This window comes from Bacillus sp. M13(2017) (genome assembly GCF_002218325.1).
GTDB classification, from domain to species: Bacteria; Bacillota; Bacilli; order Bacillales; family Bacillaceae_G; genus Bacillus_A; species Bacillus_A thuringiensis_K.
In genome coordinates this window covers 18068-39704 of sequence record NZ_KZ268522.1, presented here as the reverse complement: position 1 = coordinate 39704, position 21637 = coordinate 18068, and the positions used below count along the sequence as shown (strand labels likewise).

Here is a 21637-nt window from a genome sequence, read left to right as displayed (position 1 = left end):
ATAATGTTAAGTTGAGTTTACATTTTGTTAAGGATAGCATACAATAATGGTGAGAGGTGGTAAATTTGACCATTTTAAACAGAGTAAAAGAATTAAGAGCTCGTTTTAACTTTACGCAAAGCGTATTAGCAGAAAAGGTTGGAGTAACGAGACAAACAATTGCAGCAATTGAAAAAGGGGATTACGTTCCTTCGTTGTTATTAGCACTTACGATTTGTGATGTGTTTCAGTTAAAGATGGAAGATGTGTTTGTTTTAAATAAGGAGGGGGAAGAGGATGAATAGAATTGTTTTTTCTTATATCATAAACGTGCTTTATACTGCTTTAGCATGCTGGACATTTGTTGAATTTTATAGTGTCATTACAGAGTTAGCAGATATAATTAAAAACGAGAAATTCCCATTTGAAGTATGGTTTAATGGAGTACCATTCATTTTATTATTTATTGGAGCAATTATAGTTACAATTTTTTATAGAATTCAAAAGAAAAAATATAAGAATTTATCTTTTTGGATGTATCCATTATTATTTCCACTAGAAGATGAACGTGAAAAAGCGATTACGGATAAAGCTTGCCGAACAACATTTGTATCGTTATGGTTTGTGTTACCTTGTGCAGTTGGATTTTTAACTTTTTCGCCTATTATTAATGAATATCTTCCTGGATACCCATTATATATTATATTTTCGATTTTCTTTATTCAAATGACAGTATTTCACGTATCACTATACAGAAATAAATTAGCTTAAAAAGAAACCTTCTTGCACCGGCAAGAAGGTTTCTTTTCAGCTAATACTTGTACATATGGCGATATTATTTTATCATTTTATATAGAGTAAGATTTTGTAAGGGAAAGGAATTGTATATGAATAAGCAAAGAATTTATAGTATAGTAGCAATCCTTCTATTTGTTGTAGGTGGCGTGTTAATTGGAAAGCCATTTTATGATGGATATCAGGCTGAAAAGAAACAGACTGAAAATGTGCAGGCTGTTCAAAAGATGGATTATGAAAAGCATGAGACGGAATTTGTAGATGCTTCCAAAATTAATCAACCAGACTTGGCGGAAGTAGCGAATGCATCATTAGATAAGAAACAAGTAATCGGTCGTATTTCGATTCCAAGTGTTTCAGTAGAACTGCCTGTTTTGAAAGCTTCTACTGAAAAAAACTTATTATCAGGTGCAGCGACAGTAAAAGAGAATCAAGTTATGGGAAAAGGAAATTACGCACTAGCAGGACATAACATGTCTAAAAAAGGTGTTTTATTTAGTGATATAGCTTCTTTGAAAAAAGGCGATAAAATTTATTTGTATGACAATGAAAATGAATATGAGTATGCGGTTACTGGTGTATCTGAAGTAACTCCTGATAAGTGGGAAGTTGTAGAGGATCATGGGAAAGATGAGATAACGCTTATTACATGTGTATCTGTAAAGGATAATTCTAAGCGTTATGTTGTTGCTGGTGATTTAGTAGGAACGAAGGCGAAGAAGTAAAAAAGAAGGTGAACTCTTTAAAGAGTTCACCTTCTTTTTTACTAATGTTGAGAAATAATAGAATATTTCGGTTCGTATTTAAATATTCTTCTATTTATGTATAATAAAGTTAGAATTCTATATTTTGGGAGGAACAAGAGTGAGACAACAAGTGAAGAAACTTCTTTTAACAACGAGTATAGCGTTATTGGTAGCTCCAATTTCAGCTTATGCGCATCCAGGGCGTACAGATGCTAATGGCGGACATACGTGTCGTACAAATTGTGAGAAGTGGGGATTACAGTATGGGGAATATCATTATCACAATAAACCAGCTTCTAGTAGTGGCGTAACGAGCCCAGCTCCTAGTCAGAATAATAATAGTGCTGTAGAAACTGAGAGACAAGCAGAAGCACAGCGCAATACTGAGGCTGAAAAACAACGTGCTGCAGAAGCACAGCGCAACGCTGAGGCTGAAAAACAACGTAATGCAGAAGCACAGCGTAAAGCTGAAGAAGAGAGACAACGTGTAGCCGAGGAACAAAGAAAAGCTGAAGAGGCACGTAAGCAAGAGGAAGCACAGCGCCAAGCTGATATGGAAAAAGGTCAACTTGAAGGTCAAAAGAATGGAGAAACTGATTTTAAAGCAGGAAAAAATGATGCAGAAGTGCATGTAGCTGGAAAATCTGATGCATATAAACAAGCGTTTAAAGCGACTTATGCAGCCGCATGGTCTTTAGAAGAGCAGAAGAAAACGCATTTTGAAAAAGGAAAAGAACAAGGTTTAGCACAAGAGACGATGGACGATAGTCAAGTTGCTCCAGAGTTTAAGGTAAACTTTGCAGACGGGTTCAAAGCAGGGAATAAAGAAAGAACAGAAAAAATTAAAAAAGAGCAAGCTGAATTAGGGGAAAAGACAGGGAAAGAACTAGCTGAAAAGAATCCTGAAAATAGAGAGAAAGAAGTATACGTGAAGGCATATGAAACAGCGTATGAAAAAGGCTATAAGTCTACAAAAAAGGCAGTAGAAAAGGCTGGCTATAAGTATGCATTTGAAAACTATGATTTAAAAGTTCCTGCTAAGTATGAACGAAATGAATTGTTAAAGAAGTGGTTTACTGAAGGATTTAAATCGAATAAAAAAGCAGCGGAAATTCGAGAAGAAGGGTATAAAAAAGGAGACAGCTGGTTCTCATTCTTCTATAAGAGTTTCGTACCAAGTGAATATAAAGAACATAAAGAGCTGTACGAACAAGCAATAGAAAAAGGTAAAACAGCATAAAAAAGATGAGGAGAAATTCCTCATCTTTTTTAATCCATCCATTTCACTAATTTCTTAGAAATTAATAATAAAACACAACCTAATACAATTGCCACAGCGCCAATAACTGTGAATACTTCAGCGTATCCAAGTGAAGTTGTGAAGCTTGCAAGTTGTCCGCCTAAAATGTTGGCGATACCTGAACTTGCTAGCCATACACCCATTAATAAAGATGCTAATTTTACCGGAGCAAGCGCACTAACCATTGATAGTCCGACAGGTGATAAGAATAGCTCACCTAACGTATGGAAAAGATACGTAAAGACGATAAACAGTAAGTTTGCTTTTTCTGTAATGTTATGTTCATCACTACCTGTTTTTAATGTAGCGATAACGAGAATGATATAACCGATACCGAGTAAGATCATACCAAGTCCCATTTTAGTTGGGATTTTTAAATCACCCTGCTTGCGAGTTGCAAGTTTTGCCCATAATGCAGAAATGACTGGAGCAAGTAAAATAATAAATAATGGATTGACCGATTGGAACCAAGATGTTGGAACTTCCCATCCGAACACAGAGCGGTCTACAAATTTGTTTGTATATAATGTTAATGAGCTACCAGCTTGTTCAAAGCCAGCCCAGAAGAAGACAACGAAGCATGTTAAAATGACAATAACTGCGGTACGTTGTTTTTCTTTTTTTGTTAACGGTGTATCTCCTACTGATGGTTGTCCAGTAGCTGTTTGTAAATCGCGAGTTGGTTTCTTACCGATATTACCAAGGAAGCGATTTGATAGTGTTGTAAATAAAATTTGTCCAATGATCATTCCGATTGAAGCGGCTAAGAAACCGTAACGGAATCCGTAATGTACAACGCCATCAACTGTTGTTTTGAATAAATTTTCTGATAAAAATCCGCAAACGAGTGGAGCTAAAAATGACCCGACGTTAATACCCATATAGAAAATGGTAAATGCACTATCACGTTTTGGATCGTTCTCTTCGTATAATTCTCCAACCAGTGTAGAGATGTTCGGTTTGAAGAATCCGTTACCTATAATAATAAGCGCTAATCCGAGGTATAGACCTAATTGGTTTTGCAAGGCAAATAGTGTAAGGTTACCGATTGCCATTGTTATACCACCAATTGTGATTGCTTTTCGTCTACCTAGAAAACGGTCTGTTAAGTATCCACCAATCATTGGTGTGAAATAACAGGCTCCAGTATAAAATCCGTAAATAGAGAGTGCCCATGCGGGACTAAACCCAAGACCACCGCTTACTAAAGCTGTCGTTAAATATAATGTTAATAATCCTCGTAATCCATAGTAACTAAATCTTTCCCACATTTCTGTAAAGAAGAGTAAGTATAAACCTGGAGGATGTTTCTTTTTTCTTTGTTGTTCTCTTTCTAGTTGTATCGCTGATTCCATGTTATTTTCCTCCTGACACAAACAAAAACAAAGTTAATAATTTTGTACATTTAATATTTTACTTTATTAACTATTATAAGTCAATAAAGGTTGATTTTTCAGAAGAAATTGGAAAAGAGGAATAGCTATAGAATGGGTGTTTCTTTTGTGATAGACTATGGACTATGTTTTCTTTGTAAGGAAGCGGGTTATTGTACTTTTTTATATGTGAAATTGATTTCATAAAAGATGAAATTAAAGAAGGAGAAAGAAATGAAATTGTTACAGAAAAAAGAAATTTTACTTATTAGCCTTATGTTATTCTCTATGTTCTTTGGAGCAGGGAATCTTATATTTCCACCTTTCCTTGGGTATGAAGCAGGAGAACATGTTTGGATTTCATTAGTAGGGTTTATTATATCAGCAACAGGTCTTCCTATATTAGGTGTTATCTCTATTGCAAAAGCAGGAAGCTTTCAAACGTTAGCGGGTAGGGTTCATTCTTCATTTGCAATTATTTTTCCATGTATCGTGTATGTATTTATTGGACCTGGGCTTGGTATACCACGTGCGGGAAGTTTAGCTTTTGAAATGGGGCCAGGTCAGTTATTCCCTGAAGCAGGAAACGGATTATTATTGTTTTACACAGTTATTTTCTTTAGTATTGTTTACTGGTTAAGTTTATCCCCATCTAAATTAATGGGGTTGTTTGGAAAAGTCTTGACGCCGTTATTATTATGTATGATTGCACTCATTTTTATAAAGAGTATGTTTACAACGGTAGGAGATATGAAAGAACCAATAGGGAACTATGGACAAGCTCCTATGTTTCAAGGGTTTTTAGATGGATATTTAACAATGGATGCGTTAGCTGCTTTAATCTTTGGAATTGTTATTGCAAATGCATTACGTGCAAAGGGTATTGAAGATGATAAAGGTTTAGCGAAATATATGAGTATTGCTGGAATTGGGGCAGGACTATTATTATCTATTATTTATGTCATCCTTGGATATGTGGGGGCAATTAGTGGCTCATTAGGAACATTTGATAACGGTGCGAAAGTGTTAGCACAAGTTATGATTACATTATTTGGACAGGGCGGAGTCGTTTTATTAGGTCTTATTTTTACTATCGCGTGTTTATGTGTTTCAATTGGACTTGTTACGTCTTGTAGTCAATTTTTTGCGAGTGCATTTCCGAAAGTATCTTATAAATTGTGGGCATTTATAGTAAGCGTTGTTAGTATGATCTTAGCTAATTTAGGGTTAACGCAAATTTTAAAAGTATCAGTACCAATTCTTGGATTTATTTATCCAATTGCGTTAACGCTTATTATTCTAGGGTTATTCCATCAGTATATTGGAAAGTATACATACGTATATGCAGTAACTGTTTTGGTTGTAGCGATATTTAGTGCAATTGACATTTTAAATAAAAATGTAATGATGAATCAGTGGACGTCAGCATTAAAATACATCCCGTTTTATACAGAAGGTGTTGGGTGGATTGTTCCAGCTATTGTAGGCATGTGTCTTGGTTTTATCGTTAGCATTGTTCTAAATAAGAATAAATGAGTAAAAAGGTGTTTTCCTATTTTGGGAAGACACCTTTCTTTTTTTGGAAAAATACTATTGAAAATGAATAGACTAAGAGTATGATAAAGATAATTGGTAATATATAGGTTCAATGAGAGTTACGAATGAGGGGGGAGCGTATGAAGAAGGATTTGGATAAGAAAATAGAAGCACTCGAAACGGCAATTGAAACAATTCAAGAAGCACTTGCTGAATTAAAAGTAAAGCAAAGGGAAATAGAAGTAGAAAACGCTCAGCAACATGTTAGTAAGAACAAGAAAGAATATATTGAAACGGTAATGGAGGAAAAGCCAAAAGAAGAAATAGTTAAGATAAAAGAGCCTTTGCAAGAACCTGAGGTAAAACAAGTAGATATATCGGCTTTTAAACCAGAGCCATTTAATATTATTAAGTTTTGTCAGACGTGGTTACCGCGTGTATTTGTCGGTATTATGTTGCTTGGAGTGATCTGGTTATTTAAAGCAGGGGTAGATGCTGGTTTATTAACACCAGCGATACGAATTGTGTTTGGTATCGCATTATCTATCGGGTTGTATTATATAGGAGATATTCAAATTAAAAGAGAGCGGCAAGCGTTAGGATTAGTATTAGCTGGAGGAAGTATTACCGGGATTGTTCTAACGACGTTTGCAGCACATTATTTATATGGATTTATTCCGGCCAGTGTCGCGTTTCTCTGTAATATTGCATGGGTTATTTTAGGTATTTATTTAGCGAAAAGATATCAATCGGAATATCTTACTATTTTCGTAGCGGTCGGTGCGTTCTTCGTACCATTCTTGTTAAATAGTACGACTCCTAATCCTTATATTTTCTTTGGATATGAGACAGTATTAACACTTAGTTTATTATGGTATGCGTTGAAAAATCGTTATAAATACTTATATATGATTTCTTACGCTGTTGCAGCCATTGTCCTTTTCGTTTTCTTTGCTGTTATGTCAATGTTAGTAGAGAACTTGCAAATGCAGTTAACGATTGTATATGGTTTGATTCATTTACTATTATTTTGGCATATGTTTACGGAGAGAAGTTTTATACTAGAACCACGTTTGGCGATATTTAGTGCGAATGCAGTGTTCTTTATACTAGCTATTTCAAAAATACCTGATTTTACAACATGGGGATTGATTATTAGTGCATTCGTACATGCCGCTATGTTCGTATGTGAATATAGGAAAAATAGACATTCTACATTTACAAATCTCTTATTTGGTTTCGCAATGGGAGCATTTAGTTTAGCAATTTTATATGAGTATAGTTTAGTGAATGCAGCGATTGTACTATTGTTACAAGGTTTCCTCGGCATGGTCACTTCTATTAAAGTAAAACAACAGATAAAATTGTATGTTAGTGCGACGGTTTACGCAATTGGAATGATACAGACTATTTTTAGCCCGTTTGATCAATTTATTTCGGCAGGCTTTGTTGCTCATCTTATTTTAATAGGAACGTTCTATTATTGCATGAGAGAAGCGAAAGAAGTATTAGCGAGCTTCGGCAAATATATGTATTCTATAGTGCTCTATTGGTTTATGATAATTGTATTTATTACAATTACGAGAATCGGTGAAGTTTTATCTACAGATGGAAGCGTAATTAGTGTATCAGTATCGTTATTATGGATGGTATATGCATTATTTGCGGTTTGGTTTGGAAGAAATAGAAATATGAATGAAATATTATATGCTGGTTTAGTCGTTTTAGTCGTAACGGTAGGGAAGTTATTCTTACTTGACTTACCAGAGGTATCGATGATGATTAGGGCAGTGTTATTCCTAATCGTCGGTAGTATAGGTATCGTTATTTCAAGAATGTTTTTCTCGAAGGAAGAGAAGTGAGAAGAAGGCAATCCATGTATGGATTGCCTTTTTTATTATTTCTTATTAATCGTTACAGTTTCATTATATTTCGTTGTTGTATTTTGGCGTAGACGAAGCGTTGCTTGTCCAGTTGTATTTGAATCAATCTGTACATTTACAACTTTCTCAGCAGAGCCTAAGCTGTTTGTTGTGAAAGAAAATGCACTACTATATCCGAAAGTAGATGGCCAAGTGCCGTTTGCATTTTGTACTTTAGCCACTTGTGTTCCACCAGTAGTGAAGATACCTAAAGAATAGTTGTTATACGTTGTATTAGGTAGTAAGTTATTTACTTGAATCTTCATTTGGAAAATTTCATTGTTTGGTAGAATGCTAGGGTGTGTAACGACGTAGTCGCTTGTTGTTACCGCACCGTTATAACCGTATGAACCTGGTTTAAAAGTATTTGTATTAAACCATTGATAACCTGCATTTGGTGCACTCCAAGGTTCAGGTTGTGGTTCTGTTGATAAGTTTGGCTGTTCAAATGTTTGTAGAGCTGTAGGTGAATCAAGTTGTAAACCATTTACTTGATCTAAACTTGTAAATGTCTCTTTATTTGATAACCAATTTACGATGTTTTCTAATAAAATCGCATCGTTTTCTTCTTTATAACCATCATAAGTTTTCTTTGTTTGACCAGAATCTTCACGAACGTATTTTGGCGTAGCATCTTCAACAGGAGAAGAGTCACCAATAAAGGCAGCTTTTCCAAGTCCTACTTTTGCAATTGCAGCATATGGGCCTTCTGCAATACCACCGCCATTATAAACGCCACTATCAACAGCGTTATTCCATTTTGATGGATTTTCTGGAAGGTAAACAAGTCCTTTTGCTAGTTTTGGGTTTGTAATTGCTAGAGTAGAACCAGCATGCATTGCTACAGACGAAACACCTTTTGTAATTCCGAAAGATTGTTCAGGCGATACAATTGTTTTCGCTGAAACATCACCAAGTGCATTGTAGCGGAAGCGAATACCGAAGTTGTCAGAGAGCCAATCAGAGCTTTCTACTCCTTGCATAGCTTGTGAATTTGCTTCTTCATTAGACATTCCTTTTGCTGGATTATCCCAAGCACCGCGTCTATATCCATTAAATACTTCAGAAGAGTCCCAGCGATTTTTATTACGATCTGCATTGTAATGATCAGCAATAAAGAAGATACTACCACCATTTTTTACATATTGTAACATAGCGTCCTGCTCAGATTTTTTGTAAGGAATATTAGCTTCTGGAACGATAAATACATTGTAATCTTTTAAGTCTTCGTACGTAATAGGTGTTGATTTACGAAGTTCCTTTACGTGATATCCGTTTTTTGCAATGCCGTTTCCGAAGTCAGAAAAGCCGCCGTCAATAACCCAGTCAGCTGTCCCAGCAGTTTGACCGTGTGTATTATCGAATAATACTTTCTTCCCATTGTTTTGATTTACAACTTTTGCAGCAATTTCAGGAGCTGGGTCTAAAGAGCTTTCGGCATAAGTAGACGGTATGAACGAGGTCCCTATACTTAGTGTAATTGCTGTTGCTAAAGAAAATGTAATCCATTTTTTATTCTTCATAGAAGAATCCCCCTAATAATAAATATATGTGCTTTAATAATGTAATTTATTTTTCTGTAAAAATAAAGACGGAAAACATAAAAAATATTAAAAAATTGTAAAAATACCGTGAATTTTGTTGAGAAATATTTATATAGATATAAAAACATCCCTTCCAAGTAATAAGGAAGGGATGTTTTGCTTAACTAATTTTTGAGTTAGGTGTTTCATCAATCTTATGAAACCCTTTCATGTAATATACGATTGCTAAGCCGATAAGCCAAATTGGGCCGACAATCAATGCAATTCGTGTATCTTCTGAATACGCCATTATACCTAATACTAATACAAGGAAAACGAGTGAGAAATATGAGCTTAATGGGTATAAAGGCATTTTATACGATAACTTTTGTTTATTTTGAGTAGGCAAGCTTTTACGGAATTTAATTTGAGCGACTAATATAATTCCCCAAGTCCAAATTGCACCGAAAGTTGAAATGCTAGTAAGCCATGTAAATACCTTTGCAGGTACGAGATAGTTTAATATAACACCAATTAGTAAAACGATAGCAGTTGCTACAATTCCTTGGCTTGGAATGCCATTTTTATTTAAACGACCAAATCTTTCAGGAGCTTTTTTCTGCTGAGCTAATGTATATAGCATACGGCCTGTACTAAATAAACCACCGTTACAAGAAGAAAGAGCTGCTGTTAATACGACAAAGTTAATAATACCTGCTGCTTTTGCGATACCAATTTGTTGGAATGTTAATACGAATGGACTGCCTTTCTCACCCAGTTCGTTCCATGGATAAATTGCCATCATAACGAATAATGCCCCAACGTAAAAGAGAAGAATTCTCCAAAATACGTTATCGATTGCCTTTGCGAGTGTTTTCTTCGGATTTTGAGCCTCACCAGCTGTAACACCGATTAATTCAACGCCTAAATAAGCGAATAGTACCATCTGCATGGAGAGTAGTAACCCAGAAAATCCATTTGGGAACCAGCCACCATGTGACCAAAGATTTGAAATACCAGTAGCGATACCACCGTTTCCGAATCCGAATAAAATAATACCAGCTCCGACTACTATCATACAGATAATTGTGACAATTTTAATGAGAGCAAACCAAAACTCAAGTTCTCCAAATACTTTTACCGATAAGAAGTTAAAAGCGCTCATTAATAATAGAGCAAGTAATGCCCAAGTCCAGCGCGGGATATCTGGGAACCAGTACTGCATATAAATACCAGCTGCTGTAATCTCAGCCATACAAGTAACAACCCATAAGAACCAGTAATTCCAACCAGTAATATAACCAGCGAGTGGTCCAATATAATCATATGCATATTTACTAAAAGAACCAGCAACAGGTTGTTCAATTGCCATTTCCCCAAGCGCTCGCATAATGAAAAAAATAACGAGACCGGCAATCATATAGCCTAGCAAAATAGAAGGACCTGCTAGTTTAATGGCGGAAGCGGATCCTAAAAATAGCCCAACGCCAATAGCTGAGCCCAGTGACATTAAAGTAATATGTCGTTCTTTTAAACCACGATTTAAAGTTCCAGATTTGTTTGTGTGCTGCATAAGAAGAATCCCCCTTGTAGAGTGAACGATATTTGAATGCGTTTACTAAATATTTAACTATTTCAAATTATAAAACATTTCTATCTGTTATGCTACAAAAATAATCATAATGAACTGTACTACATCTGTACTTGTCAGACTTAAACTTAAAATTCTAACTATTAGGTAATATATTGACTCTTCTTTTTATTGATTGTTAAGATTAAGTATTATATTTTCTCACATACTAGTAAGAAAAAGAATGTGTGATAATAATTCAGGTGTAGGAAGGGTACATAAGTATGTTTCAATTACAAAAATATAACACTTCTGTGAAGCAAGAGTTTTTAGCTGGCATCACAACTTTTTTTACATTTGCGTATATTCTTGTCATCAATCCAAAAATATTATCTGATGCAGGTGTACCATTTGACCAAGCGTTTACAGCAACAATTATTGCAACCGTTGTTGGAACAGTAGGTATGGCGATTTTCGCGAATTACCCGATTGTTATTGCTCCAGCTATGGGAATGAATGCATATTTTGCTTATTCTGTTGTACAGAAGGCAGAAGGGATTACATATGTAGTTGCCTTTTCAGCTGTATTTGTAACGGGGATTATTTTTCTTTTATTATCTTTTACTTCGTTTAGGCAAAAGTTAATTTTAGCAATTCCTGATAGTTTAAAGCATGCAATTGCAGGTGGAATTGGACTATTTATTGCTTTTATTGGATTGCGCCTTTCTGGAATTATCGTGGATCATCCGTCTAATTTAGTTACGATTGGTGATTTTCATTCTCCAGCTGTTATTTTAACTTTAATTGGTTTAATATTAGCGGCGGTATTAATGACATTGCGTGTGAGCGGTGCATTATTTATTAGTATGATTGTGACAGGAATTATTGCCTTCTTTACAGGGCAATTGAAGTTTGCTGATAAAATTGTGGCGATGCCTCATTTACCAGAGGGTATCATCGTTTCAAACCCAATCAATGCCTTTTCAGATGTAATTGAATACGGATTATACGGCGTTGTATTTTCATTTTTACTTGTACTTTTATTCGATACAACAGGTGCATTACTCGGTTTAATTAAACAAGCAGGTTTAATTACAGACAATACAGAGAAGCGTTTTGGTAAAGCGTTTATTGCAGATGCAATTGGCGGGACTACAGGTTCTATCTTTGGAACAAGCCCAACAGCAGCGACGATTGAATCGTCAGCAGGTATTGCTGCAGGTGGTAAAACTGGATTAACAGGGATTGTAGTTGTTGGTCTAACAATTATAACGGCATTTTTTAGTCCTGTTATTGCTTCTTTATCAAGTGTAGCCGCTATTACAGCTCCTTCATTAATTATAGTAGGTAGTTTAATGGCACAAAGCATTCGAGATATTAATTGGAATGAATTTGAAGATGCGTTACCAGCATTTTTAATTTTTATAGGTATTCCGTTAACATCTAGTATTGCAAATGGAATCGCAATTGGATTTTTAGTATATCCAGTCTTGAAAATTGTGAAGGGTAAAGGGATGGAAGTACATCAATTACTATACCTATTTGCATTCTTATTTGGATGTCATTTATTCTTATAATATAAATATAGGAGAGGGCCTTCTTATGGGAGGCTCCCTTTTTGTGTATAATAAAGTGAAACTATGGGCAGTAGGGGATATCCTCACTGTGTATTAGCCCGCACCAATCGGGATAAGATGAAAACTTAATTGGTTTCGTAAAATATAAATTACTTAATGGAATATATATGTTACAATAAAGATAGAGGAGGAACATGAATGGCTGTAAGTAAAATAAAAGTCGCGCGTGTTCAGTTAGATTTAACACAGCAACAATTAGCAGAAAAAGTAGGCGTTACAAGGCAAACGATTAGTTTAATTGAGAAGGGGAAATACAATCCATCTTTAGATTTATGTTTAAAAATTTGTTATGCAGTAGATAAAACGTTGAATGATTTGTTTTGGGAGGAAAAGGAATGGTAGGATGAAAATCGTGAAAGATGAACGTTTAATGATTGAAGGGTTAAAACATATTAGATTAGCTTTCATTTTACAAAATATCGTCATACTAGCTATCGTCTTTTACCGCTATGTCTTGCAAGGGGCAGGATATGAAAGTGTTTCGGATTTATTAATGGTATTTATGGGCGGGATAATAATTATTAACTTTTTAAATCTGAAAAATTCAGTGGAAGTGTATGAGCATACGGGCGGAGTGTCGCGTCGTTATTTTATGAAGCTATTATTCATTCCGGTGGGTATTATTATTGGGATTTTAGCTATTTGTATCGTTGTAACACCAGATATTTCGATAAAGGAAATTAGTATGACAGGACTTATTATGTTTGCTTGTTTTTTAGTTCCTAGTTTGTTTATATACATATATATGAAAAAAATAAAAAGAGAAGATTGAAATATAAGAAAGGCTTTCCTGTATTGAGGAAAGCTTTTCTTATATCTTTTTATACAAAACTTTATGAAGGCCAATTGGTTCAATTTCAAAAATTTCACCATGTTCCTGAAAGCCTAAGCGCTTGTAATAGTCAGCTACAGTAATTCGGCCATTACACCATAACATATTTGCTTGACGCTCTTGTAAGATTTGTTCTGCATTCTGAATTAAGGAGCTTCCAGCGTGGTTGTTTCGAAACTCAGGTAATGTGGCCATTCCTCGTAGACGATAATGAATACCGGCTGGTAGGTCAGGATATATTTCTTTTGAGAAGGAAGCGATACTAATTAGTTCATCGTTTATAAATGCGCCTAAGTGGAAGGTGTCTGTTTCATAATCGGAAGGATATTTACAATCTGCTAATGTTTGATTGGGGCGTAAAATTTTTTGACGTAATACGTAAGTTTCAGATCCCTCAATATTTTTCACGATAATCATATTAACATCCTTTCTTATAAGGCTTTTTCTGTTAATTGTATAAAGAAATAAGCAGGTGCGGCGAGAAGTCCGAGTATGCTAGCAGTTCCGAGAAGGAGTGAAAGTAGGAGGCAAGAATATTTTATTCCATTCGATTTTTTCCATCCGTAACTACAAATCTCAATACTAACACCGATGAGAATAATGGCAATGAGTATTTCTGCTAATAATAAAAGAGCTAAAGTTACAATAGACATAATGTGATCCATCCTCATAATATGTGATAGTAACATTTTACCATATGAAGTTAAAAAAATGCCCCTCAATTATGTGAGGGGCATTTTTTTACTCTAATATGTTTTTTAGTGTATCGATATGTTCTTTTGAACCTGTTACAAGTAATGTGTCACCGTGTTGTAGTCTTGTATCACCATGTGGTATTAATGCTTTGTTACCGCGGTAGATTTGAATGACAAGTACATCACCTAAAAACGGGAGGCGGCGAAGCGCAACGCCGTTATATTTATTGCTGCGCAGTTCAACTTCACGTACTGTTTCGTTTGCTGTTGTAATTAAGCGAACGAGACTAGGTTTATCAATAAGTGCACGTAATAAAATACGTGTAGAGTTAATTGTTGAGAATACAGCGATATGTTCTTGCGTTGCTTTTTCTTGTAGAAGTGGATCTTCTACACTTGCAATAACATGTTCAACACCTAGCTCTTTTGCATGTTCTGCCAATAATAAGTTTTGTTCATCATCGCTTGTTGCAACAACGACGCGATCTGCATCAAATGCTGTTTGTTCAGTTAATGATGCGATTGTAATATCATCTAATTTCACGATAGGAAAGTCGTGTGATTTCGCTTCTTCATCATTTATTTTGTTTTGCCGCATCATATATAGCGTTACGTCATAATCTTCTCGTTTTAAATCTAGTGATAACGGAAGGGTAATTCTGCTCGCGCCAATAATAGCTACTTTTGGTTTTGGTGTTTCTACTTTTGGGAACATTTTTTTAAACAATATAGGTGCAAAAATACAAGTAATAACTGCGCTTAAAATAAGAGAGGCAGATAAACTTGGACTGATAATCCCCAGTTTTTCACCAATTTGTGCAGCCGCAATAACTAAAGAAAGTGTCGATGTTAATAAAATTGCACTTCCAAGTACGATATTACGTGGATACCATTTTCTTAAGACGAGTGATGGTAAGAGTTTCGAAATAAAGAGTCCTACAATTAAGATTGGGATCATTAGCATGCTAGAAGGTTCTTTGAAAATAGACCACACCTCTAGATTTACACCAACCATTACGAAGAAAATAGGGATGAAGAAACCATAGCCGATAGAATCAAGTTTTTCCACCATATCTTCATTTGGTGATAATAACGATACAAGTACACCTGCTAAGAAGGCTCCTAAAATATTTTCTGCTCCAACAGATTCCGATAACCCAACTAAGATTAAAATGAGTGCAAAAACAGCTCGTGTATCAATTTGTACACTACCAGCTTTTAAACTATCTAAGTATGGAATGTTTTTAAAGCGTTTTGCAATAAAGTAAATGATAATACCGGCACCGAATAGAATAAGTAAGAGCCACATACTTTGGCCGCTTTCGGAATTTAATCCGACGAAAACAGCGAGTAAAATCATTGTAACTAAATCTGCAATAACAGCAACTAATAAAATGATTTGTCCGATTGCAGTTTTTCCTAGGTTGTTCTCTTTTAATGTTGGTACAACAACACCTAAAGAAATAGTTGAAATAATTAAAGTCATGAACATTGCATTATCTACGAATCCTAGCCATACGAATAGTAATGATAGGGCATAAGATAAGATGAAAATAAATAAGAAGATAATGCTTGCTGCTTGAAATGTATTTGGTTCGTTTGTCGTATTCTTTTTCCCTTTTTGTTTAAAGATAGAAAAATCAATTTCTAAACCGCTTAAGAACATGAGGAAGATAAATCCTAATGTTGATAAAACTTGAAGCCATATATCTGGCTCAATAATATTAAACCCACTTTTACCTACAAAGATTCCTGCAATAATTTCTGCAACGACCACAGGAAGTGCTTTTAATTTAAAGCGTTGTAACAAAAGGGGAACGAAAAACGCGATTGCAACGACAACCATAAGTGATAGAACAGAAGTATGATGTTCCATTGCGTTCTCTCCCTTCAAATAAATATAGTACCTATTTAGCCATATAATAGGTAGAAAAGCAACGCATATGGATTCGATTTCATAAAGAAAGAGTTTTCTTAACATTTGTCATAATAAGTATATTTTTCATGATTATGTTGTTAATTCCGTAATGTGGATGTAATAGGGGAGAGGATAAAAAAAGGACTGCTGAGCAATCTCAGCAGTCCTTTTCATGTACATTACATTGAGAAGAAGATCCATACAGTTAAACCAACAGTTGCGGTTGCAACGAAGAAACTGTAGATCATAGTAAGAATTTGAACTCTTCCTTCTCCTTCTTTTAAATGCATGAACATAATTAATTGTAACAACGCTTGCGCAACAGCCATTATGATAATGGTAGTTAAGATCGTTGATAGTGGCAGGTTTGTGTAAAGTGCCACGTATAGAGCTAGAAACGTTAGTGCAAGCGATAAAATAAATCCGAAAACGTGTGACCAAGGGAATCCGCTATGCGCATGCCCGTTTGCTTGATTGTTATTTTGACTCATTTACGCCACCATCCCGTTCAAGTAAACTAGTGTGTAAATAAAGACCCAAACTAGATCAAGGAAATGCCAGTATAAGCTGATAATAAATACTTTACGAGCTGTAACTGGTGTTAAACCTCGTTTTAAAATTTGGATAATAACACAAATTGCCCAAATGATACCGCCTGTTACGTGGGCTCCGTGCGTTCCAAGAAGAACGAAGAATCCAGATAGGAAAGCACTTGTTTGAATTGTTGCGCCTTCACCAATATACATAATGAACTCTTCAATCTCGAAGAATAGGAAGCCTGCACCTAAAAGTAATGTAAGGACGAACCATCCAAGCATCGCTTTTTGGTTGTGCTTACGCATTTCGTGAATCACGATACCACATGTGAAACTACTTGTTAAAAGTAGTAATGTTTGAATTAAAAGCGTTTTAAGTTCAAACAGTTGTGCTGGTGTTGGACCATCTGCCGTACGACCAGCAAGTACTAGATAAGAGGCGAAAAGTGTTGCGAACAGCATAATTTCAGCCCCAAGAAAAATCCAGAATCCTAGGATATTCAATCTGCTTTGTTCGGATTGATATTCCAAAGGTAAGCTTTTATCTAAAGCCGCCATATCATTTCACCTCTCATGCTACATGTTCTGATTTTTTAATTTCATCAACACTAATATAGTAACCTTCATCGTAATCGAATGAACGATAGATTAAGCAAGCTAAAATACCAATGCCGCCGATTGCTGCAAGCCAGAACCAGCTAAATACTAATGCGAAACCTGCAAGACCGAAGAATCCAGACGCAATAATAGGCACACCAGAGTTACTTGGCATGTGAATTGGTTTGATGTCTTCTTCTGCTGGTGTAACTGTTTCCCCGCGCTTCTTCATGTACCAGAAAGCATCAGCTTCTTTAATTTCAGGAAGTTTCGCGAAGTTGTAATGTTGTACAGGAGATTGAGTAGCCCATTCAAGTGTACGGCCATCCCATGGATCTCCAGTTGTGTCACGTTCACCGTGACGAGCACTCCAAATTACGTTGTAACAAAGAAGTAGGAAACCAATACCCATCATTACCGCACCAACAGATGCGATTTGGTTTAGCCATCCCCATCCAAGACTTTCAGAGTAAGTGTACATACGACGAGTCATACCATCTAAACCTAAGAAGTACATTGGGAAGAAACAGATGTTGAATCCGCTCATAAAGATCCAGAATGTCCATTTACCTAGGCGTTCATTTAACATATGACCAGTCATTTTTGGATACCAGAATGTAAATCCAGCAAGCATAGCGAATACTGTACCTGCGATTAATACGTAGTGGAAGTGAGCAATTAAGAAGTAGCTGTTATGGTACTGATAATCAGCTGCTGCCATACCAAGCATAACCCCTGTAACCCCACCGACTACGAAGTTTGGAATAAATGCCAATGACCAAAGCATTGGAACTGTAAAACGAATACGTCCTTTATACAGCGTAAACAACCAGTTAAAGATCTTAACACCGGTTGGAATCGAAATCGCCATTGTCGAAATCGAGAAGAATGAGTTAACCGCTGGACCTGCACCCATCGTGAAGAAGTGGTGAAGCCATACGACGAAACTTAGTAAAGAAATTGCAACCATTGAGTATACCATCGCACTGTAACCGAATAGACGCTTACGTGAGAATGTACTAATGATTTCAGAGAAAATACCGAATGCCGGTAAAATAACGATATATACTTCAGGGTGACCCCATACCCAGAATAGGTTGGCCCATAACATTGGCATACCGCCGCTCGCCATCGTAAAGAAGTGAGCATCGAATAGACGGTCAAATGTCATTAATGCAAGAGCAACTGTTAATACTGGGAAAGCGAAAATAATGATAATTGTTGTAATTAAGATTGACCAAGTAAACATTGGCATTCTCATTAAAGTCATACCAGGTGTACGCATTTTTAAGATAGTAACAAGGAAGTTAATACCTGTCATTAACGTACCGAGACCTGAAATCTGTAATGCAATTGCGTAGTAGTTATTTCCTACACCAGAAGTAAACTCTGTACCTGCCATTGGGAAGTAAGAAGTCCACCCAGCGTCTGGAGAACCACCGATTACGAAAGCGATGTTGAATAACATTGCTCCGACAAAGAATAACCAGAAACTTAAAGCATTTAAGAACGGATATGCAACGTCACGAGCACCAATTTGTAATGGTACTACAAGGTTCATTAATCCCATAACGAATGGCATTGCCATGAAAAGAATCATTACTGTACCGTGTGTTGTAAAGATCCCGTTATAGTGTTCAGCGTTTAAATAAGTTGTTTCTGGGAATGTTAACTGTGCACGGATCATTAAACCATCCATACCACCACGGAATAACATGATAACCGCAGAAATAATATACATAGCTCCGATTTTTTTATGGTCAACAGTTGTCAACCATTCGTCCCAAAGCCATTTCCATTTTTTATACTTTGTTAGTACGAAAATGATTGCTAATGTCACAAGAACGATAGAAGCGTCTGCACCGTAAATAATCGGGTCACCTGTGACAAAGAATTCATCAAGCTTCACTGTGTTCACTCCAATCTGTTGGAATAATAGCTATTATTTTTTGTTTTTGTAGTAGTTGTAATCACAATATTCAAGTGATTTTGGATCTACATAACTTAAGTGGTGACTAGAGAATGTCATACGACCAACTACACCAGGTTTAACAATTTCGTTGTACTTATCTTCTGTTAGTTTAGGAGCAGTTTGTTGTACTTCTTTAACCCACTTGTCATATTTCTCTTTAGTTTTTGCTTCAACTTCGAACTCCATGTGTGTGAATCCTTCACCAGAGAAGTTCGCGCTACGACCTAGGTAAGAACCTGGCTTATCAGCTTGTAAATAAAGATCCATAATCATGCCATCCATTGTGTACTTCATACCACCAAGTTCTGGTACCCAGAAAGCATTCATTGGGCCGACAGAAGTCAGTTTGAATTGAATTGGTACACCAGCTGGGATGTTTAAATAGTTAACGGTTTCAATTTTTTCCTCTGGGTAACTGAATAACCATTTCCAGTTTGCAGATGTAACATAAATTTCAACTGGTTTAATATGTTTGGACTCTTTCGGCACCTCTTCAGAAGCATAAGTTGCTTTTACTGTTGGAATCGATAATGCGATAACGATAATAACAGGAACAAGCGTCCAAATAATTTCTAGTAATGTGTTACCGTGTTGTTCAGGTGGCTCATAGTCCATATTCTCTGGTTTTTCACGATAACGAATCAAGATGACTGTAAACAGAATGAATACAATTGCGATAATTAATGACATAAGCAAGAATGACCAAACAATTAAATCATACTGTGCTTTTGCAACAGGTCCTTGCGGATTTAATACTGCGAGTTTTTTATCACAGCCACCGAGGAACAGAAGTAATGATAACGGAAGAAGCGAAGCCAACTTCCAAAACGCTTTCTTTAGTTGCACGATTGAAAATCTCCTTTCTCCTTGGATTGAAACTATGCCAATAAAACAATATAAACCTATTAATTTATAGAAGGCAATAGTTTTTGATATATTGTTAAAAAATAGACACAAATGCACACTTTTTAAGGTGAATATCATTTGTAACTTGATTACATTGTAAACTATTTTCCAGAGAAAAACGTGATTGTGAAAATTTTAAGATAAATAAAGTTATACCAGGATATCCAAGAAATAGAAAAAAGCTATCTTATCATAAGAAAGATAGCTGAATGTTTTGTATATTTAGTTTATTTATCGTGTGACAGTTCGCGGCTGTTCAAGTGTGACAATTTTTTTATATTTAACTTGGTATAAAATGTAACAAATAATCATAAATGGAATGCCACAATAAAGAGCAATTCTTTGATCTGGAATGAAAGCCAAACTAACAAATGTAATGAAATTGAGCGAGAACGCTACGATTGGAACTAGTGGATAGAGCGGTGTACGATATTTTAAATCATTTATGTCGCCACCATTTTTCACGAAATTTCTACGGAAGAAAAACTGTGAAGCGGCGATTGACATCCAAACGACAACGGCAGCCATTGCTGCAATAGATGTTAAAACTAGAAAGACAGTATCTGCTGCAAATACACTTGTTAATAAGGAAAGGCTAGCAAAAATCAGACTGAAAATTAATGCATTTAGCGGTACACCTTTTTTAGTTAATTTCGTAAATGCTGGGCTTGCCATTCCTTGTTTTGCCATCGCCCACAGCATACGAGAATTTGCGTATAGACCAGAGTTAGCAACGGATAATACAGCTGTAATAATAACAAAGTTCATAATGTCCGCTGCATATGGGACACCGGCTACATCAAAAACAAGTACAAACGGACTTTCGACTAGATTAGCCTCTTGCCATGGGAGTAAACCTACAACAACTGATATCGCTAAGACGAAGAAGAAGAGAGTTCGCCAAATTGTATTTTTGATCGCTTTTGGAATTGTTTTTTCAGGATTTTCACTTTCTCCTGAAGCGATTCCGATTAATTCTGTTCCTTGGAAGGAGTAATTTACTGTAATCATCGTAAGAAGAACAGCTAATGCACCATTTGGAAATAGCCCGCCATTTTCAGTGAAATTATGAAGCATCGGAGCTGGCTTTCCATTAAAGTCTAGTAAACCGAACATAACAGCCCCACCAAGTACAATGAAAATAACGATTGTTGCGACTTTTACACTTGCGAACCAAAACTCTGCTTCTGCATATGCTTTTGCTGATAAAGCGTTTACGAGGAAGAGCGCTGCTGCAAATGTAACGCACCAAATCCATGAAGAAACGTCTGGAAACCAGCGTTTCATTAAAATACTTACAGTTGTTAACTCTACACCAACTGTAACAGCCCAATTTAACCAATACATCCAACCGACAACAAATCCAAAACCAGGTGAAATGAATTTGCTTGCATAGCTTTGGAATGAACCTGCTTCTGGCATAGCAACAGATAATTCACCAAGACATAACATCGTTAAATACATAACAAATCCACCGACTAAAAATGCAAGAATAGCGCCACCAGGTCCGGCATTATGGACGATTTGACCAGATCCCATAAATAGCCCGGTTCCGATAACACCACCGAGTGCAATCATAAATAGGTGTCTACTTTTCATTGTTCGTTTTAAATTTGTTTGTTCAATTTGTTGATTCATATGCCCCTCACCCCGTATTTTCTTGAATGTGTGAACTTCATTTTATTCTGAGTTTTTAATCATTAGTGGGGGATGCAACACACACTCGGTTTATTTGCTATGAAATGAATGGAGTATGTAAAAAACGAACTATGACTAAATACTCTAAGAATGTTTGTTAAC

At 35.9% G+C, this 21637-nt stretch carries 20 protein-coding genes; 9 read left to right on the top strand and 11 right to left on the bottom strand.

What is annotated here, in order from left to right; translation table 11 throughout:
- Positions 1 to 65: 65 nt before the first annotated feature.
- From CGQ22_RS29290 to CGQ22_RS29275, 4 genes are all read left to right on the top strand, one after another.
- Entirely contained in the window at positions 66 to 284 is a 219-nt protein-coding gene (locus tag CGQ22_RS29290; protein ID WP_000154019.1) for a helix-turn-helix transcriptional regulator, read from the top strand.
- Complete coding sequence (locus tag CGQ22_RS29285; protein WP_001080041.1) at positions 277 to 750, top strand: DUF2178 domain-containing protein; 474 nt, start codon at positions 277 to 279, stop codon at positions 748 to 750. Before CGQ22_RS29290 ends, CGQ22_RS29285 begins: the two co-directional genes overlap by 8 nt.
- Before the next feature lie 116 nt (positions 751 to 866).
- A complete protein-coding gene (locus tag CGQ22_RS29280; RefSeq protein ID WP_001041724.1) occupies positions 867 to 1499 on the top strand; it encodes a class A sortase in 633 nt (210 codons plus the stop codon).
- 139 nt (positions 1500 to 1638) lie between these two features.
- On the top strand, positions 1639 to 2760 hold the full coding sequence (locus CGQ22_RS29275) for a YHYH domain-containing protein (protein WP_089149708.1): 1122 nt from the start codon (positions 1639 to 1641) through the stop codon (positions 2758 to 2760).
- A gap of 29 nt (positions 2761 to 2789) precedes the next feature.
- On the opposite strand, the gene CGQ22_RS29270 is transcribed toward CGQ22_RS29275, so the two are convergent.
- Positions 2790 to 4175 carry a peptide MFS transporter gene (locus tag CGQ22_RS29270; RefSeq protein WP_000443145.1) on the bottom strand — a complete coding sequence of 462 codons (1386 nt, stop codon included), beginning with the start codon at positions 4173 to 4175 and terminating at the stop codon, positions 2790 to 2792.
- 252 nt (positions 4176 to 4427) lie between these two features.
- Between CGQ22_RS29270 and brnQ1 the strand changes: the two genes are divergently transcribed.
- Both brnQ1 and CGQ22_RS29260 read left to right on the top strand, forming a co-directional pair.
- On the top strand, positions 4428 to 5729 hold the full coding sequence (gene brnQ1 / locus CGQ22_RS29265) for a branched-chain amino acid transport system II carrier protein BrnQ1 (RefSeq protein WP_000771693.1): 1302 nt from the start codon (positions 4428 to 4430) through the stop codon (positions 5727 to 5729).
- Between the two features lie 140 nt (positions 5730 to 5869).
- A complete protein-coding gene (locus CGQ22_RS29260; protein WP_000710922.1) occupies positions 5870 to 7591 on the top strand; it encodes a DUF2339 domain-containing protein in 1722 nt (573 codons plus the stop codon).
- Positions 7592 to 7626: 35 nt separating this feature from the next.
- On the opposite strand, the gene CGQ22_RS29255 is transcribed toward CGQ22_RS29260, so the two are convergent.
- Positions 7627 to 9174, bottom strand: a complete 1548-nt coding sequence (locus CGQ22_RS29255; RefSeq protein ID WP_000791503.1) for a DNA-binding protein — start codon at positions 9172 to 9174, stop codon at positions 7627 to 7629.
- Between the two features lie 181 nt (positions 9175 to 9355).
- Positions 9356 to 10747, bottom strand: coding sequence for an amino acid permease (locus tag CGQ22_RS29250; protein ID WP_001164897.1), 1392 nt, complete (start codon positions 10745 to 10747; stop codon positions 9356 to 9358).
- A 281-nt stretch (positions 10748 to 11028) separates the two neighbouring features.
- Between CGQ22_RS29250 and CGQ22_RS29245 the strand changes: the two genes are divergently transcribed.
- From CGQ22_RS29245 to CGQ22_RS29235, 3 genes are all read left to right on the top strand, one after another.
- On the top strand, positions 11029 to 12321 hold the full coding sequence (locus tag CGQ22_RS29245; protein ID WP_000487193.1) for an NCS2 family permease: 1293 nt from the start codon (positions 11029 to 11031) through the stop codon (positions 12319 to 12321).
- A 198-nt stretch (positions 12322 to 12519) separates the two neighbouring features.
- Entirely contained in the window at positions 12520 to 12723 is a 204-nt protein-coding gene (locus CGQ22_RS29240) for a helix-turn-helix transcriptional regulator (RefSeq protein WP_000301183.1), read from the top strand.
- A 1-nt stretch (position 12724) separates the two neighbouring features.
- The gene (locus CGQ22_RS29235; protein WP_000706629.1) at positions 12725 to 13153 is read left to right on the top strand and encodes a hypothetical protein; all 429 of its coding nucleotides are present in this window, start codon (positions 12725 to 12727) and stop codon (positions 13151 to 13153) included.
- Between the two features lie 39 nt (positions 13154 to 13192).
- Here the strand turns inward: CGQ22_RS29235 and CGQ22_RS29230 are convergent, their stop codons facing one another.
- The 8 genes from CGQ22_RS29230 to CGQ22_RS29195 form a co-directional block, all read right to left on the bottom strand.
- On the bottom strand, positions 13193 to 13630 hold the full coding sequence (locus CGQ22_RS29230; RefSeq protein WP_000587679.1) for a GNAT family N-acetyltransferase: 438 nt from the start codon (positions 13628 to 13630) through the stop codon (positions 13193 to 13195).
- A 14-nt stretch (positions 13631 to 13644) separates the two neighbouring features.
- The gene (locus CGQ22_RS29225; protein ID WP_003300023.1) at positions 13645 to 13902 is read right to left on the bottom strand and encodes a DUF4022 family protein; all 258 of its coding nucleotides are present in this window, start codon (positions 13900 to 13902) and stop codon (positions 13645 to 13647) included.
- 52 nt (positions 13903 to 13954) lie between these two features.
- The gene (locus tag CGQ22_RS29220; protein ID WP_000399958.1) at positions 13955 to 15784 is read right to left on the bottom strand and encodes a monovalent cation:proton antiporter family protein; all 1830 of its coding nucleotides are present in this window, start codon (positions 15782 to 15784) and stop codon (positions 13955 to 13957) included.
- A 221-nt stretch (positions 15785 to 16005) separates the two neighbouring features.
- Positions 16006 to 16317: a cytochrome aa3 quinol oxidase subunit IV gene (gene qoxD / locus CGQ22_RS29215; RefSeq protein ID WP_000081349.1), complete on the bottom strand. Its 312-nt coding sequence runs from the start codon at positions 16315 to 16317 to the stop codon at positions 16006 to 16008.
- The gene (gene qoxC, locus CGQ22_RS29210) at positions 16318 to 16920 is read right to left on the bottom strand and encodes a cytochrome aa3 quinol oxidase subunit III (RefSeq protein ID WP_000729317.1); all 603 of its coding nucleotides are present in this window, start codon (positions 16918 to 16920) and stop codon (positions 16318 to 16320) included.
- A gap of 13 nt (positions 16921 to 16933) precedes the next feature.
- Entirely contained in the window at positions 16934 to 18868 is a 1935-nt protein-coding gene (gene qoxB, locus CGQ22_RS29205) for a cytochrome aa3 quinol oxidase subunit I (protein ID WP_000762377.1), read from the bottom strand.
- Between the two features lie 33 nt (positions 18869 to 18901).
- The gene (locus CGQ22_RS29200) at positions 18902 to 19777 is read right to left on the bottom strand and encodes a cytochrome aa3 quinol oxidase subunit II (protein ID WP_001176167.1); all 876 of its coding nucleotides are present in this window, start codon (positions 19775 to 19777) and stop codon (positions 18902 to 18904) included.
- 291 nt (positions 19778 to 20068) lie between these two features.
- Complete coding sequence (locus tag CGQ22_RS29195) at positions 20069 to 21475, bottom strand: amino acid permease (protein ID WP_001075768.1); 1407 nt, start codon at positions 21473 to 21475, stop codon at positions 20069 to 20071.
- Between the last annotated feature and the right edge of the window lie 162 nt (positions 21476 to 21637).